The sequence below is a fragment of the Paractinoplanes toevensis genome, from assembly GCF_018332695.1.
GTDB classification, from domain to species: Bacteria; Actinomycetota; Actinomycetes; order Mycobacteriales; family Micromonosporaceae; genus Actinoplanes; species Actinoplanes toevensis.
Genome location: NZ_BOQN01000086.1, coordinates 1 through 26,246, shown reverse-complemented (window position 1 = coordinate 26,246; position 26,246 = coordinate 1). Strand labels below are relative to the sequence as shown.

27 protein-coding genes and 2 pseudogenes are annotated in these 26,246 nt (G+C 68.3%); 16 read left to right on the top strand and 13 right to left on the bottom strand.

Annotated features, from left to right (window positions below):
* The coding region (locus tag Ato02nite_RS51980; protein WP_438873089.1) for a transposase at nucleotides 1-140 on the bottom strand (140 nt) is incomplete at its 3' end.
* 1,292 nt (nucleotides 141-1,432) lie between these two features.
* Between Ato02nite_RS51980 and Ato02nite_RS32880 the strand changes: the two genes are divergently transcribed.
* The gene (locus tag Ato02nite_RS32880; RefSeq protein ID WP_307854109.1) at nucleotides 1,433-4,783 is read left to right on the top strand and encodes a GDSL-type esterase/lipase family protein; all 3,351 of its coding nucleotides are present in this window, start codon (nucleotides 1,433-1,435) and stop codon (nucleotides 4,781-4,783) included.
* Between the two features lie 177 nt (nucleotides 4,784-4,960).
* On the opposite strand, the gene Ato02nite_RS32875 is transcribed toward Ato02nite_RS32880, so the two are convergent.
* Nucleotides 4,961-5,515 (bottom strand): hypothetical protein, encoded by a 555-nt coding sequence (locus Ato02nite_RS32875; protein ID WP_213010566.1) that lies wholly within the window; start codon nucleotides 5,513-5,515, stop codon nucleotides 4,961-4,963.
* Nucleotides 5,516-5,573: 58 nt separating this feature from the next.
* Nucleotides 5,574-6,292: pseudogene (locus tag Ato02nite_RS32870) on the bottom strand (IS6 family transposase).
* Between the two features lie 53 nt (nucleotides 6,293-6,345).
* Here Ato02nite_RS32870 and Ato02nite_RS52655 point away from each other — a divergent pair.
* A complete protein-coding gene (locus Ato02nite_RS52655; protein ID WP_213010569.1) occupies nucleotides 6,346-6,582 on the top strand; it encodes an FG-GAP repeat domain-containing protein in 237 nt (78 codons plus the stop codon).
* Nucleotides 6,583-6,622: 40 nt separating this feature from the next.
* Here the strand turns inward: Ato02nite_RS52655 and Ato02nite_RS32860 are convergent, their stop codons facing one another.
* A complete protein-coding gene (locus Ato02nite_RS32860) occupies nucleotides 6,623-6,907 on the bottom strand; it encodes a carboxymuconolactone decarboxylase family protein (RefSeq protein ID WP_213010565.1) in 285 nt (94 codons plus the stop codon).
* A gap of 208 nt (nucleotides 6,908-7,115) precedes the next feature.
* On the opposite strand from Ato02nite_RS32860, the gene Ato02nite_RS32855 reads away from it, so the two are divergent.
* The 5 genes from Ato02nite_RS32855 to Ato02nite_RS32835 all read left to right on the top strand — a co-directional run bounded on the left by Ato02nite_RS32855 (nucleotide 7,116) and on the right by Ato02nite_RS32835 (nucleotide 11,221).
* Nucleotides 7,116-7,283 (top strand): hypothetical protein, encoded by a 168-nt coding sequence (locus tag Ato02nite_RS32855; protein WP_213010564.1) that lies wholly within the window; start codon nucleotides 7,116-7,118, stop codon nucleotides 7,281-7,283.
* A 582-nt stretch (nucleotides 7,284-7,865) separates the two neighbouring features.
* Entirely contained in the window at nucleotides 7,866-8,666 is an 801-nt protein-coding gene (locus Ato02nite_RS32850) for a cytochrome P450 (RefSeq protein WP_246607709.1), read from the top strand.
* Nucleotides 8,663-9,568 carry an SDR family NAD(P)-dependent oxidoreductase gene (locus Ato02nite_RS32845; protein ID WP_213010563.1) on the top strand — a complete coding sequence of 302 codons (906 nt, stop codon included), beginning with the start codon at nucleotides 8,663-8,665 and terminating at the stop codon, nucleotides 9,566-9,568. The genes Ato02nite_RS32850 and Ato02nite_RS32845 overlap by 4 nt, the downstream gene beginning before the upstream one ends.
* Nucleotides 9,569-9,578: 10 nt before the next feature.
* Nucleotides 9,579-9,983: a maleylpyruvate isomerase N-terminal domain-containing protein gene (locus Ato02nite_RS32840; RefSeq protein WP_213010562.1), complete on the top strand. Its 405-nt coding sequence runs from the start codon at nucleotides 9,579-9,581 to the stop codon at nucleotides 9,981-9,983.
* Nucleotides 9,980-11,221: a serine hydrolase domain-containing protein gene (locus Ato02nite_RS32835; protein WP_213010561.1), complete on the top strand. Its 1,242-nt coding sequence runs from the start codon at nucleotides 9,980-9,982 to the stop codon at nucleotides 11,219-11,221. Before Ato02nite_RS32840 ends, Ato02nite_RS32835 begins: the two co-directional genes overlap by 4 nt.
* Here Ato02nite_RS32835 and Ato02nite_RS32830 read toward each other — a convergent pair.
* Entirely contained in the window at nucleotides 11,218-11,949 is a 732-nt protein-coding gene (locus tag Ato02nite_RS32830; RefSeq protein WP_213010560.1) for a tetratricopeptide repeat protein, read from the bottom strand. The two genes, Ato02nite_RS32835 and Ato02nite_RS32830, sit on opposite strands and share 4 nt — an antisense overlap.
* Before the next feature lie 117 nt (nucleotides 11,950-12,066).
* Between Ato02nite_RS32830 and Ato02nite_RS32825 the strand changes: the two genes are divergently transcribed.
* Nucleotides 12,067-13,308, top strand: a complete 1,242-nt coding sequence (locus Ato02nite_RS32825; RefSeq protein ID WP_213010559.1) for a cytochrome P450 family protein — start codon at nucleotides 12,067-12,069, stop codon at nucleotides 13,306-13,308.
* Here the strand turns inward: Ato02nite_RS32825 and Ato02nite_RS32820 are convergent.
* From Ato02nite_RS32820 to Ato02nite_RS32810, 3 genes are all read right to left on the bottom strand, one after another.
* Complete coding sequence (locus Ato02nite_RS32820; RefSeq protein ID WP_213010558.1) at nucleotides 13,255-13,860, bottom strand: helix-turn-helix transcriptional regulator; 606 nt, start codon at nucleotides 13,858-13,860, stop codon at nucleotides 13,255-13,257. The genes Ato02nite_RS32825 and Ato02nite_RS32820 overlap by 54 nt on opposite strands.
* A gap of 109 nt (nucleotides 13,861-13,969) precedes the next feature.
* The gene (locus tag Ato02nite_RS32815; RefSeq protein WP_203814506.1) at nucleotides 13,970-14,635 is read right to left on the bottom strand and encodes a response regulator transcription factor; all 666 of its coding nucleotides are present in this window, start codon (nucleotides 14,633-14,635) and stop codon (nucleotides 13,970-13,972) included.
* Complete coding sequence (locus Ato02nite_RS32810) at nucleotides 14,626-15,738, bottom strand: sensor histidine kinase (RefSeq protein WP_213010557.1); 1,113 nt, start codon at nucleotides 15,736-15,738, stop codon at nucleotides 14,626-14,628. Before Ato02nite_RS32810 ends, Ato02nite_RS32815 begins: the two co-directional genes overlap by 10 nt.
* A gap of 393 nt (nucleotides 15,739-16,131) precedes the next feature.
* On the opposite strand from Ato02nite_RS32810, the gene Ato02nite_RS32805 reads away from it, so the two are divergent.
* Nucleotides 16,132-16,284 (top strand): helix-turn-helix domain-containing protein, encoded by a 153-nt coding sequence (locus Ato02nite_RS32805; protein WP_213010556.1) that lies wholly within the window; start codon nucleotides 16,132-16,134, stop codon nucleotides 16,282-16,284.
* A gap of 19 nt (nucleotides 16,285-16,303) precedes the next feature.
* Here Ato02nite_RS32805 and Ato02nite_RS32800 read toward each other — a convergent pair whose 3' ends face one another.
* The 3 genes from Ato02nite_RS32800 to Ato02nite_RS32790 are packed head-to-tail and all read right to left on the bottom strand — an operon-like array spanning nucleotide 16,304 to nucleotide 20,213.
* Nucleotides 16,304-17,572 carry a cytochrome P450 gene (locus tag Ato02nite_RS32800; RefSeq protein ID WP_213010555.1) on the bottom strand — a complete coding sequence of 423 codons (1,269 nt, stop codon included), beginning with the start codon at nucleotides 17,570-17,572 and terminating at the stop codon, nucleotides 16,304-16,306.
* A complete protein-coding gene (locus Ato02nite_RS32795; protein ID WP_213010554.1) occupies nucleotides 17,569-18,909 on the bottom strand; it encodes a carotenoid oxygenase family protein in 1,341 nt (446 codons plus the stop codon). The genes Ato02nite_RS32800 and Ato02nite_RS32795 overlap by 4 nt, the downstream gene beginning before the upstream one ends.
* Nucleotides 18,906-20,213 carry a cytochrome P450 gene (locus Ato02nite_RS32790; protein WP_213010553.1) on the bottom strand — a complete coding sequence of 436 codons (1,308 nt, stop codon included), beginning with the start codon at nucleotides 20,211-20,213 and terminating at the stop codon, nucleotides 18,906-18,908. The genes Ato02nite_RS32795 and Ato02nite_RS32790 overlap by 4 nt, the downstream gene beginning before the upstream one ends.
* A gap of 80 nt (nucleotides 20,214-20,293) precedes the next feature.
* Between Ato02nite_RS32790 and Ato02nite_RS52650 the strand changes: the two genes are divergently transcribed.
* Nucleotides 20,294-20,419, top strand: coding sequence for a hypothetical protein (locus Ato02nite_RS52650; protein WP_281419862.1), 126 nt, complete (start codon nucleotides 20,294-20,296; stop codon nucleotides 20,417-20,419).
* 385 nt (nucleotides 20,420-20,804) lie between these two features.
* On the opposite strand, the gene Ato02nite_RS32785 is transcribed toward Ato02nite_RS52650, so the two are convergent.
* Nucleotides 20,805-21,428, bottom strand: coding sequence for a helix-turn-helix transcriptional regulator (locus Ato02nite_RS32785; RefSeq protein WP_213010552.1), 624 nt, complete (start codon nucleotides 21,426-21,428; stop codon nucleotides 20,805-20,807).
* Nucleotides 21,429-21,569: 141 nt separating this feature from the next.
* Here Ato02nite_RS32785 and Ato02nite_RS32780 point away from each other — a divergent pair, with 141 nt between their 5' ends.
* The 6 genes from Ato02nite_RS32780 to Ato02nite_RS52640 all read left to right on the top strand — a co-directional run bounded on the left by Ato02nite_RS32780 (nucleotide 21,570) and on the right by Ato02nite_RS52640 (nucleotide 25,688).
* The gene (locus Ato02nite_RS32780; RefSeq protein WP_213010551.1) at nucleotides 21,570-22,376 is read left to right on the top strand and encodes an SAM-dependent methyltransferase; all 807 of its coding nucleotides are present in this window, start codon (nucleotides 21,570-21,572) and stop codon (nucleotides 22,374-22,376) included.
* A gap of 61 nt (nucleotides 22,377-22,437) precedes the next feature.
* Entirely contained in the window at nucleotides 22,438-22,995 is a 558-nt protein-coding gene (locus tag Ato02nite_RS32775; RefSeq protein WP_213010550.1) for a carboxymuconolactone decarboxylase family protein, read from the top strand.
* Nucleotides 22,996-23,031: 36 nt separating this feature from the next.
* Nucleotides 23,032-23,826, top strand: a complete 795-nt coding sequence (locus Ato02nite_RS32770) for a helix-turn-helix domain-containing protein (protein ID WP_213010549.1) — start codon at nucleotides 23,032-23,034, stop codon at nucleotides 23,824-23,826.
* Between the two features lie 67 nt (nucleotides 23,827-23,893).
* Nucleotides 23,894-24,241, top strand: coding sequence for a tyrosine-type recombinase/integrase (locus Ato02nite_RS32765; RefSeq protein WP_246607707.1), 348 nt, complete (start codon nucleotides 23,894-23,896; stop codon nucleotides 24,239-24,241).
* A 1,031-nt stretch (nucleotides 24,242-25,272) separates the two neighbouring features.
* On the top strand, nucleotides 25,273-25,533 hold the full coding sequence (locus tag Ato02nite_RS52645) for an N-6 DNA methylase (protein ID WP_281419860.1): 261 nt from the start codon (nucleotides 25,273-25,275) through the stop codon (nucleotides 25,531-25,533).
* A gap of 26 nt (nucleotides 25,534-25,559) precedes the next feature.
* A complete protein-coding gene (locus tag Ato02nite_RS52640; protein ID WP_281419859.1) occupies nucleotides 25,560-25,688 on the top strand; it encodes a hypothetical protein in 129 nt (42 codons plus the stop codon).
* A 136-nt stretch (nucleotides 25,689-25,824) separates the two neighbouring features.
* Here the strand turns inward: Ato02nite_RS52640 and Ato02nite_RS32755 are convergent.
* Nucleotides 25,825-26,157, bottom strand: a pseudogene (locus Ato02nite_RS32755) (transposase); the annotation flags it as partial.
* Nucleotides 26,158-26,246 lie beyond the last annotated feature (89 nt).

Sequence of the window (26,246 nt, the reverse complement as noted above, 5' to 3'; positions counted from 1 at the left end):
ACGTACAGGATCGCGTCGACGATCGCCCGGCGAGGATGTTTCGGGATACGACCCGGCGACTTGATCAACGGAAGCATCGGTTCCACGATCTCCCATTGTCCGTCGGTCAGGTCCGAGGGATACCGCCGTTCACGCTGCACCACGCCAGCTTCACGGCATCTGCACCCTCGGTAGGGACACGCCGTGCGACACCACTCTCAAACACTCACTTAGAAATCATGATCGACATACCGAACGCAAATGATCGTGGTTGTCGCCCACGCCCATCTCAATATACGGCGTGGCATGTTTCCTTCGACCAATTCCGAGTGCTCGACCCAGTGGATTGGGTGCACCATTCCCAGCATGATCGAACGCACTGTCATCGGCAAATGAGTGAGTCGATCATGCTTTCTTATCAGTTCCGACATCACGCACCGTAGTTGTACTTCCGTCGGCCGGTTCGGGCATCAAGCCTGGACAAAGTGCCGGCGCTGCTTGGCTGGGCGTGCCCGGCGGAGGTGCGGCCCGCGGTGTAACGTGATACCAGTCGGCTTAGGTCAGGGTGGTGTGCCACAGTCGGCGCGCTCTCTCGGCGGCTCAGCGGCGACGCGTTGCGCAGGTGGGCGTAGCGGCGGTAGGTCAGTCGCCAGCCGTCGCGGCAACGCGGCAGGCCGCCGCCGGTTCGCCGGGAAGCATTCGGTGTGCTCGCCGATCAGGTGCTGTGTGGGGGGAAGTGCCCAGCGGGCGGTGTCGCCGTTCTGCCTCAGGTAGATAGGGCATAGCTCGCCGTTCAGGTCCCGCCATCAGCGAGGCGGCAACAAAGGCAGCCGGCCCGATGGTGGCGATGTTTCTGGCCAGGCTGACCCTTAGCTTGGGCGTATCGCAGTCGTGATCCGCCCCCGTTTTACTCACCGAAAACAGCGCGAGCTGATGGCAAACAATGACAAGTCGCCGAAGGTGTTTGGCCGCGTCTGAGCTGGTCAGATCCTACTCTTGACATACAATGCGAAGGCCTGCAAAGTCGCGGTTTACAACAAGGGGTCGCAGGTTCAAATCCTGTCAGCCCGACGTGGGGAAAGGCCAGCTCAGCTGGCCTTTTTCATTTCCTCTAATGAATGCGTTCCGATCTCCGCGACACGCATTTTTGCCCGAACGCGCGTACGGTTTACCGGATCGTCGTTGATCTCGTCCTTCGTGTCGGCCAGTGGGGGAGTGCGGCGTCCGGTCTCCACGTGGGCGCGTGCATCCCCGAAAGTGGCGTTGAGCAGGTCTTCCCTCCCGTGACTCGCCGGCCGTCAGCCGCTGGCCGTCAGCCGCTGGCCGCGACCTTGAATATGGCGCTTGTTCTATGTCCAATCAGGATGGTCACGACACCTCAGTGACACGAACGCCCGTACGGTGATCTTGGTCCTCCCGCCAGGGTGCCGGCCGTAGCCGGTGGCCGCGGCGGATGCCTGCTGATTGCCTGCCGGTGGGCGCTCAGGCCGCCGTCGTCCATCTCGGTCCTCGCGGCGGCGGCTCGAATCGTGTCCCGCAAGGTGCGGCTTGCCCCTGCGGTTGTCGTGGCCCCGACCGCACACGGCGTATGTCCCGGCCTCCGCGTCAGCGAGCCTCCGCCGTTGCCATGACGTGCCGATCCGGGTGCCCGTTGGTTCCATCGGCTTCACCGGACTCTCCGCCGATGATCCCCTGTGGAGGGATCTTCACAGGGGGGAAGAAACGTATGGCGAAGGCTGAGTCGCGACGTCGACGAGCCAGCTGGGCAATGGTGACCGTGATGGTGGTCGCCGCGGTGAATCTTATCTCCGGAGGAATGTCGCCGGCCTGGGGAATTGTCTTTGGTGATGACTCCACCAGGACGTTCGGACAGGTGCAAGTTTGGATCAGCAACAACGGAACGTCGGAATATAATTGCACCGGCAGCCTTATCAGTGCCGTCTGGGTCCTGACCTCCGGTCACTGCGTGCACGACGTCCCGACAAATGTCCGGATCGGCAGCGTGCGCCTTGGTCAGGGCGAGTTGCGGGTGGTCGACATCGAGTCCTCGCGGATCGATCCGGGGGCGGACGTGGCACTTCTGCGGCTGGCGCTGCCGACGACGCATACCGAGCTGGTCGTCTCCTACGGGCGCGGACAGCCCGCCTTGGGCTCGACCGTCACCGTCCGTGCCTGGGGGACGAAGGGCGAGCTCAACGACAATCGGCCGGCCGCGTGGATGCAGACGTCCACGCACCGCATGGGTATCGATCCGGCCGGCGATCCGACGCCGCCCAACCAGTACTCGATGTACAGCCTCAAAGGATTCACCATGAAAGGTGACTCGGGCTCCGGTGTGATGTACAAGGGAACGGTCTGCGGGGTGTTGTCGAACACCGACAGCCTCGGCACCAGGTCGACCGCCGTGTCGACCGACGCCGTGGCCGACTGGATCGCCCAGACCAGCGGGATCACCCCCACCGGAAACCGGGCCTGCAACACCAACGTGGTCAAACGCCAGTTCTACCGGCTCATGCCTCTGGGTGACGAGATCGCGCAGGGGCAAGGAAGTTCGTCTGGCAACGGATTCCGTAAAGGCCTGGGCGACAAGCTGGGCGGAACCGGCGCGGACGTCGACTTCGTCGGTACCCAGCAGGGCGGCACCATGCTGGACGATCAGAACGAAGGCCATCGGGGCTACTTCCTCGATGACCTCACCAAGATCACCAGTCCCCAGCTGTCCAGCTGGCGGCCGAACCTCGTCGCCCTCTATGCGGGCACCAACGACATGGCTTTCAATGTTGCTCCGGAGACCGCCCCGGGCCGGCTCCGGGAGGTGATCGAGGATGCCTTCGACGGGGATCCGGACGTGACCGTCCTGGTGTCCACGCTGGTTCCGTCACGCGATCCGGCGGTGCAGAGCCGCATCGATCAGTTCAACGCCACGGTCCCGCTGATCGTCGAGGAGTACCAGAAGACCGGCAAGCACGTCGAGCTGGCCGACATGAGTGCCGTCACCGTCGACGACCTCGCCGACACGACGCATCCGAACGACGTCGGCTACGCCAAGATGGCCAATGCCTTCTTCGACAGCGCCGAGGAGGTGACCGCCCGCGGCTGGGTCGCCGAGCGGGACGGGGGTATCGGTCCGCGTGACGACGCCGCCACCGACCTGCGGATCATGGCGCTGGGGTCGTCCACGACGTACGGTCAGGGCAGTTCCGACGGGAACGGTTACCGCGCGGTGGCCGGCATGGGATTCAGCGACCTGATCGATCCGGGCAGCGGATCCGGCACGGATGCACCGCACGTCGACTGGGTGGGGTCGGTCCGGGTCGGGAGGATGGCTGACCGCGAGGTCGAGGGGTGGAAGGGTTTCATCCTCAACGACATCGCCGGCAAGGCGAGCTGCGCGGTCAAGGCGTACCAGCCCAACGTCGTCACTCTCATCGCCGGCGGGAACGACATGATCCAGCCGTTCGATCCCGACGGGGCACCCGCGCGGCTGGAGCACCTGATCGAGCAGATCACCACCGATTCCCCGGGCGCGACCGTGCTGGTGGCCGGCATGCAGCCGTTCCGGGACGCGGCCATCGCCGAGCGCGGCCGGAAGTTCACCGCTCAGATCCCGGGTATCGCTGATCGGCTCGCGCAGCGTGGCCTCCGGGTCGTCTACACCGACATCTCCTCGGTGCAGCCGTCCGAGATCGGCTCCGACGGCATCCACCCCACCGACGCGGGATACGTCAAGATCGGGCAGGCTTTCGTACGGGCGGGTGGTGAGGCGTTGAGCCGGGGGTACATCCGGCAGCCCAACGCGGCCCCGAACGCCGCCGCCAACCCCTGTGGCCTGACGGACGACGGAGCCGGCGGCGTGGCCAGTCAGTGGAACCTCGGCGCCGGTTGGGAGGACCACGGCGTGGTCCAGGGCACCGACCTGCCGAAGGATGAGAGCCGGTGGTTGGTCGACATCAACCGGGACGGCAAGGCGGAACTCGTCAGCGTCGATCCGAGCCAGCACTTCCGGTTCTGGTGGAACAGCGGCCCCTCCGGTACGGGCTGGAAGCCGTTCGTCGAGGGGAGGAACTCCTATCAGCCCAAGCCGGGCGCGGTCGGCAACGCGCTGCGGTTCGGTGACGTCGACGGGGACGGGTTCCCCGACTGCATGGTGATCGACCTGAAGGGTGGGGTCGACGTACGCCTGTGGAATCCCGACGCGCCCTCCGGCGAGCGCATGTGCCAGCTGCCGGTCAACTCCATGGGGCCGCCGAACTCGAACGTCTACAAGAAGGGCGGGTACGACCCCTGGCCGCAGTTCGACACGCCGGGCGAGCCGTTGAGCATCGACCCGGACTCGCGGATCCGCTTCGTCGACGTCACCGGCGGCGGTCGCGCCGACTACCTGGTGATCGAGCCCGATGACACCACCACTGCCTGGCTCAACCTGGGCATCCTCAACAAGCAGGCCGTCCCGATCACCAACGGCGTGGGCTGGTCCGCCCCGGTCAAGCTGAGCGGGCCACTGGCCAGCCCGAGGGAGATCCGGTACGCCGACATCAACGGGGACAAGCGCGCGGACCGCATTCTCATCACCGCCAAGGGTGGTGCCCGCGCGTGGATCAACGAGGGCCCCACCGGTCAGGTGGGCACGTTCCGGGACATCGGCCGGATCGCCGCGGACAGCGGTCTACCACCGAAGGAGATTCAGTTCGCCGACATGGACGGTGACGGCAAGGCCGACTTCTCCCGGATCGGCTGGACCGCCGTGACCCACACCTGGCTGAACAAGCTCGCGCCGAGCTATTTCACCACCTTCCACCCGTAGCCCGGCGTTACGTCGAAGTAGGGGCGCGAGGTACGGCTGCCGTACCTCGCGCCCCGTCGCGTACAACCAGCGCCTGATCAGCCGATCGTGGCGAGATAGTCCGCTACAGCCGCGCCTGCGGACGCGCAGTCCGACCTGTCGATCTTCAACAGCATCCTGCTCGGCTTCGCCGGAGTCTCACTTCTTGTCGGGGTCTTCCTGATCCTCAACACTCTGGCGCCGAGGATCCCAGGAGGCGAGGGAGAAGAGCACGGGCACCCTATCGCCGGGGCGTCCACGTCCGATGAGGCCCAGCGTGAGCAGGAGGGCGTACGTGCTTTTGCCGCAGCCGGGAGGTCCGACGACGACCGCGCGCGCCGGGTGCTCGCGATCACCGGCGGCCAGGAACATTCGGGCGAGGTAGTCGCCGTACTCGTCCTTGGTCAGGGTCGCGGGCATCCATAGCTTGCCCAGTGTTCGCCTGATTTTTCCGACGATGCCGGTGCCCTCGCGGCCGAGCCGGTCCAGGACACGCGGACTGTCGGTTGCCCATCGCACCCGCAGAGGAGGGTCGGAGACCAGGCGGTGCCACTTCCCTTCCTGTTGCCACTGCGTCCGGACTCGATCGGCCAGGATTCTCTTCGCGTTCGCGACTTGCTTCTCGTCGCTGGCCCGCGGCACGACTGGTGTGCCGCGCAGTAGCGGCCGGAGCCATGCCAGCAGCGGAACGACGGCTGCGGCGATGGTCGCCACCAGGGGCTCTGTTGCATTGCGAGATGTGTGGACAGGCGTAGCCGGGGAGACGCGGTGCCTAGATCGCTTGGGCGAGTTCGGTGAACGCCGCGGCGACCCGCAGCTCGGCTGGGCGTCGACTGCGAGTTCGTAGTGGCCGCTGGGCAGGTTCTGGACGAAGGCGTGCCCGGCGATCACCGTCTGCGCTGTCCGATCAGTCTGTAGCCCGCGCATCGGTCTCAGCCGCCGGTTGAGCTGACCGTGATCGGCCTCGATCGGATTGTTGGTGTACTGCTCGACGTGGTGCCACGCCGCCGGCACCAGTTCTTCGAGCACAGCGGGGTAGACCGGTGATGCGTCGGTGAGCACCTCAGTCGGTGCGACCTTAAGCGTGCGCAGGGCGCGGGTGAAGAACCGGCGGGCCGCGGCGGCATCGCGTCGGACGGAGACCAGCGCGTCGACGACTTGGTCGTGCTGGTCAATCGCCCGGTAGAGATTGCGCCATACGCCGTTGACTCTGACGTACGTTGCGTCGACGAACCACCGGTCGCACGGCGTGTGCCGCGCGAACCTGGCCGCGTCGGCCAGCAGCGGCGTGTACCGCTGCATCCACCGGTAGACGGTGACGTGATCGACCTCGATCCCGCGTTCGGTGAGCAGTTCCTCGACGTCGCGATAGGACAGGCCGTAGCGCAGGTACCAGCGCACGGCCACGACGATCACCTCGGTAGGGAAGCGGAATCCGGCGAAAGCGGATCTGGGAGGAGTCCAAGGGTGCGATCGAGCAGCGTGCTTCACCGGCCAAGCCTCCGCCTGGATCTTCCGACGCGTGAACGCAACAGAACCTCCTCATCACCGCCAAGGGCGGCGCGCGAGCCTGGATCAACGAGGGCCCGCGGGGGGCGAGCGGCACGTTCCGCGACATCGGCCGGATCGCCGGTGACAGCGGACTGCCACCGGCCGACATCCAGTTCGCCGACATGGACGGCGACGGCAAGGCCGACTTCTCCCGCATCGGCTGGACCGGAGTCACACACACCTGGCTGAACAAGCCCTCGGCCGACTATTACAAGGTGTTCCACCCATAGCACCGCGGCCTGCCAGGCTTGAATCGAGGTCTGGCAGGCCTCACCGGTAGCCGTGCTCGGCCAGATGCCGGACGCGTTGCTCGCATGTAGCGGGGTCCTCCGGGATGAGCGTGCCCAGGCCGTCGACGTACCAGTTGAACATGCAGAAGGCCGCGGCGATCAGGACGGTGTCGTGGATGGCCTGGTCATCGGCCCCGGCCTCGCGGGCCCGCGCCACGTCGTCGGCGGTCACCGTGCGGCCGTCGACGCGCACCTTCTCGGCGATGGCCAGCAACGCCGTCAGCAGCGCGTCCGGCTCGGCGTCGCCGGCCAGTCGCCGCGCCACGGCGCCGTGTGTCTCGGCGCAGAAGGCGCATTTCGTTGCCGCGCGACACGTACGCGGCGATGGTCTCCCGCTGCCCCGCTGCCCCGCTGCCCCGTGGTGAGCGGCGATGGCTCGCGTAGAAGGACCTCGTTGAGCCTGCTGGGCAGATCGCCGGTGGTACCACCGATGTGACGGAACGGTCCAGTTCGTTTTCGGAAGGGTGTGGCTGATGTCGTCGGAGTGGCCCTGGACCACCTCACCGGTATGCCTGATCACCGGCGCCGGACGCGGTCTCGGCTGGGAGGCGGCCGTCGAGCTGGCGGGCCGGGGCACCACGGTGATCGTCGCCGGCCGGGATTTCACCGCCGTGGCGAACGCGGCGGCCCGCAGACGTTGACCAGTTCGCTGGACATCACCGACGGCCCCCAGGTCGCCGCCGCGACCACGCGGACGATTTCCGCTGATCGTGCACCGATCCTTGCCTCTCCGGTCGCGGAGTCGGTGACTGCCGGCGGCATCCGGCACGATTCTTGAGTTGTTGCATGGACATTGAGCATTCAAGCGGAGGCCGGAATGACGCAGAACGGCACGAGCGATCCGGCCCTCCCGTACCCGTTCGGCTGTGCGGATCGGCTGGAGGTGGACGACGCGTACGGAGCGCTTCGTCAACAGGAGACGATGGCGCGAGTGCGTCTGCCGTTCGGTGAGGATGCCTGGCTCGCCACCCGGTACCCGGATGTCAAGGCCGTCCTCGGCGATCCGCGGTTCAGCCGAGCTGCCACCGTTGGACGGGACGAACCACGCGTCACTCAGCAGCAGCTGGGCACCGGAATTCTGTCGATGGACCCGCCCGACCACACCCGTCTGCGCCGGCCGGTCCTCAGGGCCTTCACCGCCAGGCGGGTGGAGCTGCTACGCCCCGCGACGGTGGCGACCGCCAACGAGCTCATTGATCGCATGGAGTCGACCAGGTCCACCGGTGGACCTGGTCGAACACTTCGCGACCCCGCTGCCGGTGCGAGTGATCTGCGGTCTGCTCGGCGTTCCGGTGGGTGACCAGGATCTGTTCCGGACCTGGTCGGAGGCCTTCATCTCGTCGACCTCTTTCAGCCCGGAGAAGATCCAGGAATACATCGGAAATCTGTACGCCTACATTTCCGGCCTGATCGCGCAGCGACGAGTCACGCCGTCCGACGATCTGCTCACCGCGATAGTGCAGGCGCACGACGATCGCGAGGAAATCACCGAGCAGGAAATGGTGGAACTGGCGGCCGGCCTGCTCGCGGCGGGCCACGAGACCACGGTCCTGCAGATTTCCAACTTCATGTACGTGCTGATGCGGCACCAGGCCGAGAGGGAGAAGATGACGGGCGACCCGTCGCTGATCCCGTCGGCGGTCGAGGAGCTTCTGCGATTCGTGCCCCTGTTCGCCTCGTCCACGTTCGCGCGTTACGCCACTGAGGACGTACGGGTCGGCGGCACTCTCGTGCGGGCCGGCGATCCGGTCGTCCCGTCGTTGACCTCGGCCAACCGGGATCCTTCGGTGTTCACCGACCCCGATCGCCTGGATGTGACGCGCGCCGCCAATCCGCACTTCGGCTTCGGCCACGGCGCCCACCACTGCATCGGCGCGCGGCTGGCTCGCATGGAGTTACAGGTGTCGCTCGAGACGCTGCTCACCCGTCTGCCGAACCTGCGGCTCGCGGTCGGCGATGACCAGGAGCTGTGGAAAGAGGGCTTGATTCTCCGCGGTATGAAATCAATGCCGGTGACCTGGTGACCGGAGTGAATGGAACCGCAAGCCTGAGCGGCCGCGTCGCGCTGGTGACCGGGGCTGCGGACGGTCTCGGCTTCGCGACCGCCGCGGAGCTCGGTCGCGCGGCGGCCACCGTCCTGGTTCATGGCCGCACGCAGCTCAAGGCCGAGCGGGCGGTGCAGCGTCTGGCGGAGATGCCGCACAGCCAGGCGGGCCGGTACATCCCGGTGTACGCCGAGTTGAGTTCCGGCAGCGAGCTGCGTGATCTTGCGTCGAACGTACGCGAATTGACCCCGGACGGCCTGCATGTGTTGATCAACAATGCGGGCGCCCAGTTCAGTGAACGACGCCTGACCGTCGATGGGCTCGAGATGACGACTGCCGTCGTCCATGTGGCGGCTGCGGCCTTGTCCCGCCTTCTCATCGGCCATCTGCGGAAGGGCGCCGCCACGGCCGGGGCACCGTCCCAGGTGATCAACGTGACATCGATCAACGAGCGGTTCGGGCGGCCGGTCACCGATTGGAGCTATGCGACGGGCTACGGCCAGGTACGCGCCTATTCCAACGCGAAGCTCATGGCATTGGCCTACACGTACGGCCTCGCGCGACGAATCGACGAGAACGAAGTCACCGTCAGCGCCGCCGACCCCGGCGCGGTCTTCACCGACTTCGGCCGGAAGGCCGGCGGCTCCGCCGGACGGATGAATCGCCTGCTGCGTCCCGTCGCACCCCTGCTGATCGCGAGCCCGGAACGAGCCGCACGCCGCAGCGTGATGCTGGCCGTGGCCCCCGGCAATGCCCGCCGTACCGGAGCGTTCTATGCGCGAGGCGCCCGGCGCACGTCCTCGAGGCGATCGCGCGAGAAGCCGGTCATCGACCGGGTATACGCGCTGACCGAGGAGAGACTTGCCGAACTTGGATTCTGATGTTCAGTCGGTGCGCGAACGCACCGGGCTCGACCGCGGTCCGGAAGTCCTCCAGCAGGCCATGGCGCTGCTCCGGGCACGCTTCATCGATCTCCTCGCTCAGCTCTCCGAGGCGGAATGGGAGCGTCCCTCGCGATGCGCCGCCTGGTCGGTGCACGACGTCGCCCGGCATGTGCGTGACTGCGCGCTGACCCACACCGCGCTGCTCGCCCATCGCCCACCGCCGTTGGGAAAGGCGCCGTTCGATCCGCGGTCGTCTCCGTTTGAGTGGCTCCGGCACTCCGCCGGCACGCCAACCACCCAGACGATGGACGACCAAGGCGTACTTTGCCTGACGGGTACAGCCAGCTACCCCACGATTGGGATGCTGGCAGGACTGACCGGCGGCGCTTTCCCCAGCAGACTTCGGCCATGACTTCTGACGCAGTTGTTTACACGCCACGCCGCCGGGCGATGGTGGCGCTTTTCGCTTCTGTCGCCGTCGCGCTCGGGCTGACCGGCGCCGCCGCGGTACGGCCGGGCGAGGCGACCGCCACACCCGCCGCCGTCGATCCGGCTTCGAGTTCGGCGTTGCAGAAGGCAGCCGACGCGGTGGTCGAGGCGGGCGCCGTCGGACAGCTTTCCCGGGTCGACGACGGCCTCCGGATCGTTCGGGCCGCGTCCGGCCGGGCGGACCGGGTCACCGGGCGGTTCCTACGCGACGACGACCGCTTTGAGATCGGCAGCAACACGAAGACGATGATCGCGACCATCGCACTGCAACTGGTCGCCGAGGGCCGGCTCCGTCTCGACGACCCGGTGGGTAAAGTCCTGCCGGGAACCGGCGGCAACGCGATCACGCTGCGCATGCTTCTGCAGCACACCAGCGGCCTGTACAGCTACACCGACCCGGCCTTCATGACCGGTGTGATCGCCCACCCCGACGCGAGATACCGGCCGGAGCAACTGGTCGCCGCCGCGCTGCGGCACCCGCTGACGTTCGCGCCGGGCACGGGCTGGGCCTACTCCGACACCGACTACATCGTGGTCGGAATGATTCTGCGCCGGGTCACCGGCCGGACACCGGCCGAGCTGATCCGCGACCGGATCGCGCGCCCGCTCGGCCTGCGGCACACCTACCTGCTCACCGGCGTTGAACCTGACACCGGCCCTGGTTACGCGCACGGCTACATGGGCACCTTCACCGGGCCGTCGACGCAGCCGGCGCTGCACTACACCGATGTGTCGACGTGGGCGCTGGGCAGCTTCGCCGGCACGGCGGGCGCGGTGATCTCCACGGCGCCCGAGCTGAGCCGCTTCTTGTCAGCGCTCCTCGGCGGCGGGTTGGTGCCACCCGCGCAGTTGGCCGCGATGAAGACCGCCGTCTCGGCGGGCGCCGGCACCGGCATCGACTACGGCCTGGGCATCATGCGTACGGACACCCCTTGTGGGACGGTCTGGGGACACACCGGCAGCACATTCGGGCACGACAGCTACATGTTCGGCTCGGCGGACGGGCGTCGCACGATGGTCATCGACACTACGACCGACACCGAGCTCAATGCCCAGTCGCCCGGCTCGAACCCGATCAAGGAGGCGATGGCGGCGGCCGTGGGAACCGCATCGCTCACCGCCGCCTGCACGATGTTCGGTGAGCCGATTCCGGCGGCCTAACGGGGCCAGTCTCGGAGCGCCTTCGGCAGGCTGACCGTTGCGCCCATCGCGTACGCCGCGTCGAACGCCTCGCGGCTCATCACGCGCCTGATCGCGTTGACGAGTCGCCGGCGTTCCGCGGCGTCGTCCGGATCGGGAATCCGGCCGTGATTGTCGTAGTCCTTGTCGGAGGCGCCGAGGAGGCTGGCCGCCCGCTCCGGATCGCCGCCGGCGCAGCTGACCACTGCCGCGCCGAGGGCCATCTCGGCCAGCTGGTCGGTGTAGCCGAGCCTCAGCGCCTGCGTCCGGGCGGCGGTGAACAGGTCGTGCGCGGCGGCGACGTCACCGAGATGCAGCTCGACGTAGCCGAGGTTGTGTCGTTCCATGATGGCCATCCGCGGCTCACCGATGGACTCGTTGAGTTGGATGCTCTCCCGGTACAGGGCCCGGGCGCTGGTGAGGTCGCCGGACATCCGGGCCACTGCGGCCTGGATGTGCAGCGGCGTCTGCAGCAGGTTGCGATCCGGCCGGGACTCTGCCAGTCGCCGGCCCCGGCGTGCCAGCTGCTCGGCGGCGGCGAAGTCGTGTCGGCGGATGCAGGCTCGGGCCAGCATGCACACCGCGGCCAGTTCGCCCGGTACGTCGCCGGCCGCCCGGGCGCGGACGATCTCGGCCCGGCTCAACGCTTCGAGCAGCTCGGTGTGCCCGCCGCGGAACGCGGCCCTCGCCTGTTCGACGTACGTCACCACCCACTCATGGTGCCCGCGGCCCGCATCGCGACGCCACAATTCGTCCGAAAAGGCAGGTCCGTGACACCACAGCTCAGATCGGAAGTCACGGGAGCGTGCCCGACCTAGGTTCGGCCTATGACAGGTGCTGCGTTCAGGCCCTTCACGGGGTTTTACGAAGGGGATGTCCACGACGTCCTCTCGAGCTTCCGCGAGCAACAACCGGTCGCTCCCCTGACTCTGCTGGACGGCCGGATCGGGTGGCTCCTGACCCGCCACGACGACGTACGCCAGGCCCTGGTCGATCGCCGTCTGGTCAAGGACGGCCTGCTGTCGCCGGTCGGCTACCAGCCGGCGGTGGCGTCCGATGTCGACGAGGCGACGCGGCATCACATGCTCGTGGTCAATCCGCCGGAACACGGTCGTCTGCGTCGCGCCGTTCAGCCCGCCTTCACGGCCGGGGCCATGAAGGCGCTGGCGCCCGCAATCCAGTCGATCACCGACCGCCTCGTCGACCGGTTCCTCGCGCCCGGGAAACATGATGTGCTCGCGGAGCTCGCCTTCCCGATCCCGATCGCCGTCATCGCGGAGATGCTCGGTGTGCCCGAGGCGGATCGTGAGACGTTCGCCGAGTGGTCGCACGTCATGGTCGCCGGTGCGGCCCGGCGCGAGGAACTGCCCGAGGCGCAGGCCAACCTGGTCGCCTACATCCGTACGCTTCTGGAAGCCAAGCGTCGGCAACCCGGAGCCGACCTCGTCTCCATGCTGGCCGGCGTCGGCCGTGAGGAGGACGGGCTGACCGAGAACGAGATCGTCTCCACCGTCTATCTGCTTCTCCTGGCCGGGCACGACACCACCGCCGGGCTGATCGGCAACGGCCTGTACCGCATGCTCGAGGACCGTGCGCGCTGGAACCTCCTACTGACCCGGCCGGAGCTGCTGCCGGCCGCCATCGAGGAGCTGCTCCGCTACGACAGCCCGGTCCAGCTGACCACTCACCGGGTTGTCGCCCAGGACGTCACGTATGGCGGGCAGGTGATTCCGGCCGGATCGACAGTCCTCATCTCCATTCTCTCGGCGAACCGCGACCGTCGGCGCCACGCCGAGCCGAACACTGTGGATCTGAGCCGGCAGGACCTGTCCCACCTCGCGTTCGGCCACGGCATCCACCATTGCCTGGGCGCACCGCTGGCCCGGCTGGAGGCCCGTACGGTCTTCGCGTCGCTGCTGACGCGTTGTCCTGGGCTCGAGCTGGCGGACGGGTTCGTGCCGCGGTGGCGGCCGAGTGTGCTGATGCACGGACTCGTGGAGCTTCCGGTGACGGTCTCAGAGAACGCCGGCCCGGATGGCGAACGCCACGGCGTGCACCCGGTTGCGTAGCGAGAAGCGACGCATGACTCCCCACAGGATGTACTTGACCGTGCGTTCCGAGATTTTCATCGCCTTCGTGATCTCGCTGGTGTCGAGGCCTTCGGACAAGTGCCGCAGGACGGCGATCTCGCGCTCGGAGAGGCCGAGTCGTATGGCCGCGGCCGTTCTGCCGACACGTACCGACCGCAATTGATCGTCCAGATCGGCGCGGACACGCGGGGGTGCCGCTTCCTCGCCACCCAGGGTACGGCGGATCGCGGCGAGCAGGTTGCTCCACGTCGCGTCGGCAACGTGCAGGATGCTGGTGACCCCGGCGGCGGCAAGCGCCGTCAATTCGGCCTCCACGCTCTCGTCGGCGATGACGACGACCGCCGACCCGTAGGTTTCGTGTGACTCGATCAGCGGCCGCATCGTCTGCCCGCTCCGCCCGGTCAGGTCGGCCACCACCACGTCGCTGCGCGTGCCGGTGGAGAACGGGTGAACGGACAGGCCGGGCAGCTTCTCCAGGAGCTTCACGATGCCGGTCTCCCGGAGCTGCTCGCCGGCGAGAACCGATACCACGATCGGTCGCCCTCGGCGGACCTGAGCCTCGCAAGCGGCTGGCGCGTGGGACGACGACATGCCAGAAACGCTACGGGCGGACGGCGGCCCGATCGATCACACAGACATGTCAACTCGGTTCGCTCCGGCCGCCGGCGTCGAGGTAGCGCAGGACGGCGATCACCCGCCGGTGGTCGCTGTCGGCCGGCGCCAGGCTGAGCTTGCTGAAGATCCGGTTGATGTACTTGTTGATGGCGCGTTCGGTGACGACCAGGTCGGCGGCGATGGCGGAGTTGGACCGGCCGCGTGCCATCAGGCCGAGCACCTCGCGCTCCCGCGGGGTCAGCCCGGCCAACGCGGCGGTCCGTCCGAGCCGGTTGAGCAGGCCGCTGGTCACCTCGGGGTCCAGCACCGTGCCGCCGGCCGCGACGGTGCGCAACGCGGTCAAGAGCTCCGACACGTCGCCGACCCGGTCCTTGAGCAGGTAGCCGACGCCGCCAGCCGCATCGGCCAGTAGTTCGCGGACGTAGGCTTGCTCGATGTACTGCGACAGGATGAGGATCGGCGTGCCGGGCCGGCGCCGACGTGCTTCGATGGCTGCTCGCAGGCCCTCGTCCCGATAGGTCGGCGGCAACCGGATGTCGACGATCGCCAGGTCGGGACGCTCCCGCTCGAGCGCCTCCAGCAGCGCCTCGGGGTTGTCGACGGCCGCGACCACCGTGCAGCCGAGCTCCGTCAGCAGCCGTTTCAGCCCTTCCCGCAACAACAGCAGGTCTTCGGCGATCACTACGCGCATGGCATCTCCACATGCAGTACGGTCGGGCCGCCCACCGGGCTGCTCAGCGACAGTTCCCCGTCGAAGGCGGCGACCCGGCGTCGCAAGCCGGCCAGCCCGGTGCCGGCTTGTTCGTCGGCGCCGCCGCGGCCGTCGTCCATGACGTTGATGCGGACGCGGTGACCGTCGCTGCGCACGGTGACCTCGGCCTGGTCGGCGTCGCTGTGCTTCACCACGTTGGTCAGCGCCTCGGCCACCACGAAGTACACGGCGGACTCCAGCGCCACGGCCAGACGGTCGGCGACGTCGACCGTGACGGCGATCCCGCGCAAGCCTGAGCCGGCGTGTTCGGCCAGCGATTCGATGCCACCGGTCAGGCCGCGGTCGGCCAGGATCGGCGGATAGACGCCGCGCACCAGGTCTCGCAGTTCCCGCAGCGCTTCGCCGACCTGGTCGCGCGCGTGCGCCACGAGCTGCCGGGTATCCGCCGGTACTTCGTGCAGCTTGAAGTCGAGCAGACCGAGCACCATGCTGAGCGACACCAGACGAGCCTGCACACCGTCGTGCAGATCCCGCTCGATTCGGCGCAACTCGGCGGCCTGCACCTCCAGCGCTCCGGCGCGCGACTCGGTCAGCACGGCGATCCGCCGGGTGAGGCGGCTGCGGCGCAGTCCGCCGGCCAGCAGAAGGTTGACCCCGGCGTGCCAGCGCGGCAGCCCATGACTGCACGCCGCCGCGATCAGCGTGACGACAAAGCCGAGCAGCGTGACGACGAAAGCGTTGTTGGTGCTGCCGACCATCACGACAACACCCGGCAGGGGATTCTCCGATACCAGCCGCCACCACAGCGGTGTACTCACCGTGACGAGCGCGAACGCCCACATCACCGAGCTGAGCGCGAGTACCCCGGGCCCCAGGACAGCCTGGCAGAGCAGCCAGGGCACCGGACGGATCGCCGGCTGCGAACCGCGCTCGGCCGGGCCCAGGGCGATGGTGTCCAGCCGCCTCTGGCGGGCGACGAGCGCATCGAACCGCGGCCGCAGGGCCTGGTGCCGGGCCACGAGCACCGGCCAGCGCAGCACGAGCAGCAGCGCCCGCACGCCGGTCAGCGCATTCGCGAACATCAGGTGGAAGTCTTGGCGGATCAGCGGTCCGGCCCTCCCCTGCTCATGGCCCGGATCAGGGAACCCGGACGATCGGCCGGTGGAAGGCGCCGCCCTCCTGGAGCGGGTCGCTGCCGATGTCGTGCACGTGGGGCTCGCTCAGTGGAGGAGCGCCGGCGGCGTCGATCCGGGCGAGCTGCCGGGGCTTCGGCCGCCAGCAGCAGCTCGCGTTCGGCTTCGCGTTCGCTCGCGCCGTATTCGATGGTGATCGCCGCCGGCGGCGCCCAGCCGCGCAGCTCGGCCAGGGTCGCGGCGCGAGCCACTTTCACGCGTAAACCGGCGGAGCCTCCGAGCATGCGATACCTCATCGATGGCTCCTGACTGTCGCGTAAGTCAATCGCGACAGTAGCCAGCATGGGCGAGCGCAGCATCATTACTACCGACGGCCGCCGCACCGACACGCGTGACCGCATCCGGGCGGCGGCGATGGAGGTCTTCAGCGAGCGCGGCTGGGCGGGCGCGACCCTGCGCGAAATCGCCGACCGGCTCGGCATCACCCGCAGCTGACGCGCTGACCGGCTCGCGATCAGCGGCGCCGGGCGCCGCCCGTTCGCACCGGCAGGCCGGCCAAGCCCCGGATCATGCCGGACGTGCGGCGGCTGATCCGGCCGTCGAGCCGCAGGTCCGGGAATCGCTGGGCGAGCCCGGCGATCGCGGCCGTGGCTTCCAGGCGCGCGAGCGGGTAACCCGCGCAGTAGTGGATGCCGCCGCCGAAGGCGAGGTCCGCGGGCCTGGCGGTGCGCGTGGGATCGAAGCGGCCCGGATCGCCGAAAGCGGCCGGGTCGCGGTTGGCGCCTCCGAGGAGGGTGACGACGTACTGACCGGTCTCGATCAGATGACCGGCAATCTCGACGTCCTCCCGCGCCTCTCGCCCGGCTCGCTGGACCGGAGGATCGAACCGCAGAGTCTCGGCCACCACCTTCTCGGCCCAGATTTCGGGCTCCGCCACTAACGCCGTCCAGGCCTCGGGGCGCCGCAGGCAGGCGTACACCGCGTTGCCGATCAGGTTGGTCGTCGTCTCGTACCCGGCGACCAGCAGTGTGGTGCACAACGGCAGCAGCTCGTGGCCCCGCACGTCCCGGTCGGCCTCCCCGATCAGGCGGCTGATCAGGTCGTCGCCCGGGGAACCACGTCGGAGCTCGATCAAGTCGGCGAGGAGGCGGTCCAGTGCCCGGCTCGCGGTCCGGAGCCGCGCCGCCTGGGTCATGGAACCGATCCCATCGATAGCGCCGCCGAGCACGCCGGCGTGCCGAGCGAACGCCTCCTGCCGCTCGGCCGGGATACCCAGGATCGCGCCCATGACGGCCAGTGGCAGCTGCCGGGCGAGGGCGCCCATGACGTCGAAGCGTCCGCTCTGTTCGGCCCGGTCCAGCAGCTCATCGACGGTACGTTCGACCAGCGGCCGATAAGCGACGGCGGCCTGTGGCCCGAGATCGGACCGGATCGCCCGCCGGAGCCGGGTGTGGTCGGGCGGATCCATGCCCAGCAACGAGGTCTCGAAGTCGTCGCGCAACGACTCGTCGACGGTGAGTCGATCGGGCCGGGCGCCGAACCGCCGATCCCGCAGCACCGCCCGGCAAACCTCATGATCGACGCTGACCCACAGGCCGGACCGGGCCCGAGACAGCCGTCCCCTCTGCCGGAGTTGCTCGTACAAAGGGTAGGGATCATCGTGCCAGGCGGCCAGATGCAGCCGTGCGTCCAGGTCGCCGTGGACGTACCCGTGTGCGGCCAGGCTGAGCCGGCGCCGATAGACGCCGTGGGTGAGGCGTACGAACGTGCTGAATGTGCTCATGCCATGGCTTTCCACTCATCGGACCGGATCCAGCTGCTGTGCGCGCCGATCGGGACGCGGACCGGCAGCCGGACGGTCGCCACCGGCGCGCCGGTCAGATCCGCGGCATCCAGGACGACGAGCGCCGTCACGCCCGCCGCCAGGTCGGTCCGGAAATACAGCAGCCAGCCGTCGGACTCCGCCCCGTCGGGCGCCCGGGGAACGAAAACCGCCTCGCCGGCCAGAACACCGGGGCCGAGCTGACGTACCTCGCCGCGGCCGGAGCGGCGGTCGAATCGCAGAAGTCCCGACTGCTCGCGGGAGGAGTCATGGGTGATGCCGTAATGGAGGCGCCTCGGCCGGCACTCCCGGCGAGGGTCGGTCCGGGGCAGCTCGTGCGGAAGGTCGTCAAGTGGACGGGCGACGGCGTAGTCCGCGCCCGGCTCCGCGTGCCACTCCCACAGAGTGGCCGGACGGGCGAGCGGGTCCGTGCCGTCGTCGAACAGGCTCGCGTACCGCAGAGCGTGCACGGTGAGGCCGCCGTCGGGCGCCTCCTCGGCGCCGACGATGTGGTACACGAAGCACGGCTCGATCGCGAGCCAGCGAACCGGGCCGCCCGCGCGGGGCAGCAGGCCGATGCGAGACCGATGCCGTCCGTGCCACCGGTAGGGAAAGGCGTGCGCGGCCGCCCGGCGTACGTCGAAGCGGACCGGCAGGTCGAAGAAGACCACGGAGCGGTCCGTCAGTCCGATGTCGTGCAGCAGCGGCCGGCCACCGAGGTCGACCCGGCCGGCCAGGTTGACGTGGCCGTCGGCGGCCACCACCACGTGTTCGGCCCACCGGCGCAGCGGCGAGTACGCCAGCGCGTGCAGTTCCCCGGTGGCCGGGTCGACCTTGGGGTGCGCCGCGAAACCGCGCGGGAGCTGGCCGTTCAGGTCGGTGTACCGGATCGACTCCAGCGTCTCGGACAACTGCACCGGCAGGCAGCCCGACTCGACGAGCGCGAGCAGGACCCCGTGGTGGGCGATCAGGTTGGTGTTGACCGTGTCGATCGGAAAGTGCCGCGGTCCGGGTGCCGGCGTCTCGCCCAGGGCCCGGGCGACCCGGCGCGAGCGTATCCAACGGTTGCGGAACCATGCCGCCCGGCCGTCTCTGAGCCGCACCCCGCAGACTAGGCCGTCCTGCATGAACCACGGGTAGGAGCCGTCGAACGCCCTCCGTGGCTGGCCCGCGGGGGCCGGGCCGATCTGGGTGAACAGACCGTCCAGGCCGGACGGGAGTCGGCCCTCGACGGATAAAGCGTGTTCGGTGTGCTCGCGCTTCAGGGGGGCGAAGGCGCCGGTGAGGTATCTGCTCACCGGACGGCCAGCCGCACCGGCAGCGCACCGGAGGGACGTAGAGTGATGGACGGATCGGGCCGTGCCGAGGCGTCACTCCCGGGCGCCACCCGGCATCGCTGGGCGACGGTGGCGACGGTCAGGCCGGCCTGAATCATCGCCAGGCTCGATCCCGGGCAGGAGCGTGGCCCCAGCCCGAACGGGGCCAGCGAATGGCGGCGATGAGCGGCGCCCCGGCCATGCTCGCCGTCGTGGCGCTGCGGCCAGAAGTCATCCGGCCGCTCCCAGACGTCCGGGTGCCGGTTTCCGACGTACGGGCTCCACGCCAGCCACGATCCGGACGCGATCGGATATCCGCCGATGGTGTCGGCCGCCACGGCCCGGCGCATGGTGATCCACACGGCCGGATATAGCCGCATCGTCTCCTCGATGATCCAGCGGGTGAACTCCAGGGCCGGCAGATCCGCCGTGGTGGGCGGGCGTCCGGCCAGGACGGTGTCGAGCTCGCCGCGCAACGTCTCCGCCGCTTCCGGATGCCCGGCCAGCAGGTGCCAGCACCAGGCGAGCGTGTGCCCGAGGGTCTCGTGCCCGGCGAAGAACATGCCGAGCAGCTCGTCGGCCACCTGGTCCGGTGTGGAGCTGCCGGATTCGCGGTCGGCGACGAGCCGGGCGATCAGGTCAGTGTTGCGCTGAGCTACCAGACCCGCGATCGTGGCGCGGACCCGCCGCATGGCGGCGTGGAAGCGCCGGTTGGCCCTGGTCGGCACAAACAACGGCGGGAACGGCCGCGCCAGGTACTGCACCACGAAGTCGCACACCACCCGCAGGTCGGCTGCGACGGCGACGGTCGCCGCGGTCATCTCCGCGCCGAACAGCGTGCGGCAGGCCAGGCGCATGGAGAGAGCGGTCATCTCGCTCGCCGCGTCGACGATGGCGCCGGCCTCGGTCGCCCACCGACCGGCGAGGTCGCCGACGCACTCCTCGGCAATGCGCGCGGCGTTCGCGAGGGACTCCCGGCTGAACGCGGGCTGGACCAGCCGGCGGCGGCGCAGCCAGTCCTCACCACCCGGGGACACGGTCAGCCCCGAGCCGAGAAACGGGCGGGCGGCCCGGTACACCGGCGCGTCCTTGGTGTAGTTGCGATGGTTGTCCCGCGTTACGTGGGCGACGTGGTCGGGGTGGGTGATGAACACCAGCTCACGACCCCACAGACCGGTGACGGCCACCCCGTCGGGCGCGCGGGCGACCTCCGCGAACAGCCCGAGCGCGTCGCGGCGGAACGCGCCGAACGCCGTCGCCGCCGACAACCGGACCGCAGATCGCATCGGGCCAGTGAACGCCCTTTGCGGGCGCAACGGCTGCAAGCTGACCTCATGGCCCATACACACGCCCTTAAGTACAAGAGGTGGTGAACCTCGGGCGCGACGCCGGGATTCTGGCCGCCGGCAAAGTTCGGTCCCATGCTGGTCCGAGCTACGAACTCGGCATCAAAGTGGGTTTCGTGCCGGAGGAGAAGGGTCTGGCCGGCTGACTCCACGCGGGCGAACCGTCGCATCAGGCCCCAGAGCACGTATTTGACCGCACGCTCGGAGACCTGCATCGACGTCGCGCTCTGCAGCGCCAGGCACCACCTCGGAGCCCGGCTGCGCACCGCGAGCGGCAGCGCGTGCGCCCCGACCAGAACGGCCGCCACCAGGTCGAACGACTGGTGCACGGTCGGCCAGCCCCAGCACCGTGCCGTTGTCGGCGAGGCCCGGCGTGAACGACAGGATCGCCACCACCGCGGCCATCGCTACGTCCCGGTATCCGGCCGGCAACGTCTGGAGCCGGCCGAGCACGCCGGAATCGAGGGTCATGAGATCGATGCTAGGAACGGGCCGGCCCGCTGAAGTCCCCCGCACGAGGGACGATGACCGCTAAATGACGCCCGTGCGCAGCGCGTACGCCACGGCGTGCGAACGACTACGCAGGTTCAGGCGCTGCGACATCCGGGAGAAGATGTTCTTCACTGTGCGCTCGGAGCAATACAACTTGCTCGCGATCTCATTCGTGTCGAACCCGTCGGCCATGAGCCGCAGCACGTCCACCTCGCGCTGGAGGAAGCCGGCAGCGTGCAGCCCGCTGGGCGCCAGCACCTCCCGCTGAAACTTCTCCAGGTGCCGGACCAGGCCGCCGACCAGGCTGGGCGGCATCATCCCGCCACCTTGGGCGACCGTACGGACACTTTGCGTCAGCTGTTCGGCGGTGAGTGCTCGTTTGGGCAGGATGGCCAGCACGCCGTACCGCGTTACGGTCAGCAGCTCGCCATCGTCGATGTCGCCGATCACCAGGACGACCGGCACGCCGGTGTCGGCCGCCCAGCGCCGTAGCGTGGCGGTGATGTCGGCGGAAAGCTGCTCGGTTTCGATCACCAGGACGTCGGCGTCGTGGCTGGTCTCGTTCGGCAGCACCTGGAGGTCGGGCCGCGATGTCAAATGGCTGACAATTCCCGCTTCGTTGATGGGACCACTGGCGGCTACGGCGACTCGAACGTGCTTCACGGCTATCCCCCCGTATGGAAGCCTGCTCTCTTTCCGGGATAAGAGAGTAATCGATGGAGTCACTGTTCTTAGGTGTATAAAACGTGACCGGCATGGTCATTGGCCACCGATCGACCGCGACGCCCGCCTAACTTCGCCGGCATGAGAAGCAAAGACTCACGGATCGACACCACGGTCGCTCATCCCGCCCGGCGCTACAACTACTGGCTCGGCGGAGACGACAACTTCGCCGCCGACCGCCAGTCCGGTGACCAGATCGCGGCCCTGCTTCCGGCGATCCGCACGGCCGCCGTGGAGAACCGCCGATTCCTGCGCCGCGCGGTCACCCACCTGGCTCGGGACCGAGGCATCCGGCAGTTCCTCGACATCGGCGCCGGGATCCCCGGCGCCGGCAACACGCATGAGGTGGCCCGGGCGATCGCGCCGGACTCCCGGGTGGTCTGCGTGGACAACGACCCGATCGTCGGAGCGTACGGCCGGACGCTGGCCGACGGCAGCGCGGGCACCGTCGCCTATCTCGAGGCGGACCTGCGCGACCCGGAACGGATCTTGACCGATCCGAGGCTTCGGGCCACGCTCGACCTGCGCCGGCCGGTAGGCCTGACGTTGCTGGCCGTGCTGCATTTCCTGAGCGACGCCGACCAGCCGTACCGGGTGGTGCGGGACCTGGTCTCAGCTCTGCCGGCCGGCAGCTGGCTGGTCGTCAGCCACGCCACGGCCGACTTCATGTCCCCGGAGACGGCCGCCGCGGTGGAGGAGGCCGGCCTGCGCAGCGGGGTGCCCAGCCGGTTGCGCAGCCGGACCGAGATCGCGCGGTTCTTCGAGGGGACGAGCCTGATTCCGCCCGGCATCGTGCCGACTCCGCAGTGGCACTCCGACGACGAGCCGAGGCTGCGTTCCACCGCTGCGGATGCGGCCATGTACGCCGGCGCCGCCCTCGTCGGATGACGCCCGGGTTTTACCTCCGAGGGAATTGTTGGGCGGCGGCCGCCGGCGCAGAGTTGCCGGCATGACCGACTTTCCGATCCACACGATCGACACGGCGCCGGGCCACGCCAAGCAACCGTTGGCGTCCCTGCACGAGGCTTTCGGCTTCATCCCGGGCGCAGCCGGCGTCATCGCGAACTCGGCGCCCCTGATGAGCTCGTTCTTCTCGGCCTTCGGCCACTTCCGGGGCGAGGGAACCTTCACCGGGGCCGAGCGGCAGGTGGTGCTGCTGTCGAACGCGGTGACCAACAACTGTGCCTGGGCGGTCGCGTTCCACACGCTGGAGGCCCTCGCCGACGGTGTGCCGCCGGCCGAGGTCGACGCGATCCGGCGGCGCGAGCTTCCGGCCGACCCGCGGTTCGCCGCCTTGTCAGCGCTCAGCCGGGCGCTCATCGAGCGGCGAGGCCGACTCGACGAGGCCGACCTGGCGGGGTTCCGCGCCGCCGGCTTCGACTGGGACCAGGTCCTCGAGGTCGTCACCGGCGTGGCGATCTCGACGATGACCAACTATGCGGCCAACGTCGCCGACCCTCCGCTCGAGGACCCGCTGCGCGAGCACGCCTGGGAGCCGAAACACTGAAGCCGGGGGGCACCGGAAATGACGCATACTGGCACGATGTCCGAGGTCGGCCCGCTGATCAGGCGTTGGCGCAACGCTCGTGGGCTCAGCCAGCTCGCGCTGGCCGCCGGCTCGGTGGTCTCGCTGCGGCACCTGTCGTTCATCGAGACGGGCCGGTCGGCGCCGTCCCGGGCGATGGTGCTCAAGCTGGCCGAGGTGCTCGATGTGCCGTTGCGCGAACGCAACAGCCTGCTGCTGGCCGCGGGCTTCGCGCCGGTCTACCCGGAGTCGGCGCTCGACGTGCCGGCTCTGGCCGGGGTCCGCGACGCCCTGGACGCAATCCTGGCCCAGCAGGAGCCTTACCCGGCCCTGGTCATCGATCGGGACTGGAACATCCGGCAGGCCAACGGCGCGGCTGCCCGCTTCTTCCGCTTTCTGCAGGCCGGGCACGACGCGGCAGTCCCAGGGCCGCCGAACGTCCTCCGCCGGATGTTCCACCCGGACGGCGTCCGGCGCTACGTGACAAACTGGCCGGAGGTGTGCCAGGCACTGGTGCGCCGGGCGCGCCGCGAGGCCATCGGCGGCATCACCGACGAGCGGGCACAGACCGTCCTGCGGGAGGTGTTGGCCTACCCGGGCGTGCCGCCCTCGCTGCGGTCGCTGGACGCCACCGTGCCCACGACGCCGGTCGTGCCCATCCAGTACGCCCGCGACGGCCGCCGGTTCGACTACTTCTCGACGGTGACGACGCTCGGCACGGCCCAGGACATCACGGTGCAGGAGCTGCGCATCGAATGCTTCTTCCCGGCCAACGACGTCACGCGTGACAACGCACGCGCGCTCGCGGAATGACCCCCGTTACTCCCTCTGGCGAGGGGCTACAGGCCGGCCGCGCCTCCCTGGCTTCGAACTCATGATGATGACCAAGGCGGCCTCGGCCGTCACCGCAGCCGTAATCCTGGCCGGCCTGTTGGCGGCGAAGGTCCGGCCGATCGGCCCGCACCAGATCCGGCATCTGATCGCGTCGACCCTTCTCGACGCCGGTTACGGCGTCCACGAGGTCACGGAGCGGCTCGGCCATGATCCGGCCACGCTCATGCGCTACTACGCCCGGGTCAGCGTGGGCAGGCGTTTGCAGGCCACGGACCGGATCGCCGAATTGATGACAGCGCCCGAGATCCAGCCAAGGGTGCTGCGGAACTGGGCAGGCTGCACCACGAGTCTTCTTCCCGAGTCGGGTATATGTGCGGAGTTGCGCCCCGCCTGAGGCGCGAACGCGTGTATCCGGGTGCAAGCGACACCAGGCGCGGCAAGGACCGAATCCGAGACTCGCCCCCATGTGGTCGGTGGCACTGCCCCGGCCGAGTTGAGTGCTAACGGAATTCGAGTAGGAGAGGTTCCTGAGGAATGGTATACAAAGCGATTATGTCGCGATGGAAATCGCGGACGGAGTCTCCTCCGAAGAAGGATTAGTCGCGGGGGAGTCTGCTGCCGAGTCAAGGGGTCGATTCGCCGACGGCTTAGCACGCCGCTCGTTGGTATCAGTCAGCCAGCTGGCGGACCGATAAAGCACTGGCAAACGTCCGCGAGGACACCTTTGAGGGAACCTGGGCAGCGAAACCGCTGGTAGGAGCGTTATGATGGATTCACCGGGAGGTGGTTGGTAGCGACACCTTTACTCGCCCTGGTAGGCTTTTCGGTGACCTGGTAAAACGTTGTTGAGCACGTCGCTGAGCCTTTCATGTCCTGGGGGTCAAGGGGTCGCAGGTTCAAATCCTGTCAGCCCGACAAAATAAGGCCGGTGACCTGCGGAAACGCAGGTCACCGTTTTCGTTGGATCAAGACAACCCACCGAAACCCACTGTTTTCAAAGTTCCCGTGGTCGCGGCGCAGCCTCGGTTCGGCAAGATCTAGGCTGCCCGAACCATGATCTGCAATCTCCGATGGATGCCCGCTACAGCGTCAGCGGGGTCCTCCTGAACTCTTCCGTTCACACCGGAGAGGTCACTGGTTCGATCCCAGTATCGCCACCAAAGTTCGCAGTGCGCGAACCGCGCTGTCAGCCGGTTATTGATCAAGGGTTGACTCTAGGGTCAGCCCTTCGTCGTTGATGGCGGTCGGGATTCGGAAGCGCGGGACTACGCTACTGTCCGACTGGATCTCTGTTTCCCGCCGTAACGGTTGCGCTTCCGACAGATGTAGTAGAGATACCGCTCGTTGCGGCCGGTAGCGGCGGTGCCGATGTATTACTGCCGCATATGCGGGCAGGCGATCTTCCCGGCGAGGTACATCGCCTCGATGCTCGGGGTACCCGGCCGCGCCGCCGTTGTCGTACCGGACAACGTGCTGTTCGAGGGCGGCGCGGGGGAGACGGTCCGGCGGCGGCTACTCAAGCAGTTCGACGTCCACACCCTGCTGCGCCTGCCGACTGGCATTTTCTACGCCGGTGGCGTCAAGGCCAACGTGCTCTTCTTCGACAAGAAGCCGGCCCGGCCCGAGGCTGCCTGGGCCTCGAAGCTGTGGTACACGACTTCCGCACCGGCCAACACTTCACACTGAAGCAGAACCGCCTACAGCGTCACCACTTGGACGACTTCGTCGGCTGCTACCGACCCGGGCAACCACGAGCCGCGCGTGAGGAAACCGAACGGTTCCGCCCGTTCACCTACGAGCAACTGCTGGCCCGCGACAAGGTCAACCTGGACATCATCTAGCTGAAAGATCCCAGCCTGGACGACGCCGATGCACTACTCCCGCCTAAGTGATTGCCCGCGAGATCGCCGAAGAACTGGAAGCTGCGCTAAGCGAGTTCGCTGCCATCGCCGACGCGCTGGACCGTGCCAAGATCCGTGAACCTGCCGACGACTTCACGAACCCGGTGTCGTCGGCGACCAGCACCGCTCCCGTGTGCCCCAACCGATCGATCACATAATCGCGGATGTCGTCACGGACCCCATCAATGTCCCAGTCCGCCCGCCGTAACAGCCGCTGCATCCCATCCGGGCTCACCTCGCCGGCGTGCTCGGCCAGGGTCCAGCCGTTCTTGCGTTCCAGCCCGGCAACCAGTCCACCCACATACCGGCCCGCCCGTTCCCGCGGCTCCGACCTGCCGAAACGCGGACCCACCAGATCAAGCAGGCCATCCAACTCAGCCTGCCAGCTCTCAACGTCGACATAGACCACGCCCGACTAACGCTCATCAGCGCCAGTCGGGCACGCACCATCAACTACAAGTGCCGTTGCAGTACTGATGCTCGAGCCGCGCGTCGCCG

Bases quoted from the DNA above. Each gene is read 5' to 3' on its own strand.
- Ato02nite_RS32880 (WP_307854109.1), top strand. From the start codon at position 1,433: ATGCCTGCTGATTGCCTGCCGGTGGGCGCTCAGGCCGCCGTCGTCCAT.
- Ato02nite_RS32855 (WP_213010564.1), top strand. From the start codon at position 7,116: ATGTCGTCGGAGTGGCCCTGGACCACCTCACCGGTATGCCTGATCACC.
- Ato02nite_RS32835 (WP_213010561.1), top strand. From the start codon at position 9,980: ATGACTTCTGACGCAGTTGTTTACACGCCACGCCGCCGGGCGATGGTG.
- Ato02nite_RS32825 (WP_213010559.1), top strand. From the start codon at position 12,067: ATGACAGGTGCTGCGTTCAGGCCCTTCACGGGGTTTTACGAAGGGGAT.
- Ato02nite_RS32815 (WP_203814506.1), bottom strand. From the start codon at position 14,635: ATGCGCGTAGTGATCGCCGAAGACCTGCTGTTGTTGCGGGAAGGGCTG.
- Ato02nite_RS32810 (WP_213010557.1), bottom strand. From the start codon at position 15,738: ATGTTCGCGAATGCGCTGACCGGCGTGCGGGCGCTGCTGCTCGTGCTG.
- Ato02nite_RS32805 (WP_213010556.1), top strand. From the start codon at position 16,132: ATGGGCGAGCGCAGCATCATTACTACCGACGGCCGCCGCACCGACACG.
- Ato02nite_RS32800 (WP_213010555.1), bottom strand. From the start codon at position 17,572: ATGAGCACATTCAGCACGTTCGTACGCCTCACCCACGGCGTCTATCGG.
- Ato02nite_RS32790 (WP_213010553.1), bottom strand. From the start codon at position 20,213: ATGCGATCTGCGGTCCGGTTGTCGGCGGCGACGGCGTTCGGCGCGTTC.
- Ato02nite_RS32780 (WP_213010551.1), top strand. From the start codon at position 21,570: ATGAGAAGCAAAGACTCACGGATCGACACCACGGTCGCTCATCCCGCC.
- Ato02nite_RS32775 (WP_213010550.1), top strand. From the start codon at position 22,438: ATGACCGACTTTCCGATCCACACGATCGACACGGCGCCGGGCCACGCC.
- Ato02nite_RS32770 (WP_213010549.1), top strand. From the start codon at position 23,032: ATGTCCGAGGTCGGCCCGCTGATCAGGCGTTGGCGCAACGCTCGTGGG.
- Ato02nite_RS32765 (WP_246607707.1), top strand. From the start codon at position 23,894: ATGACCAAGGCGGCCTCGGCCGTCACCGCAGCCGTAATCCTGGCCGGC.
- Ato02nite_RS52645 (WP_281419860.1), top strand. From the start codon at position 25,273: ATGCTCGGGGTACCCGGCCGCGCCGCCGTTGTCGTACCGGACAACGTG.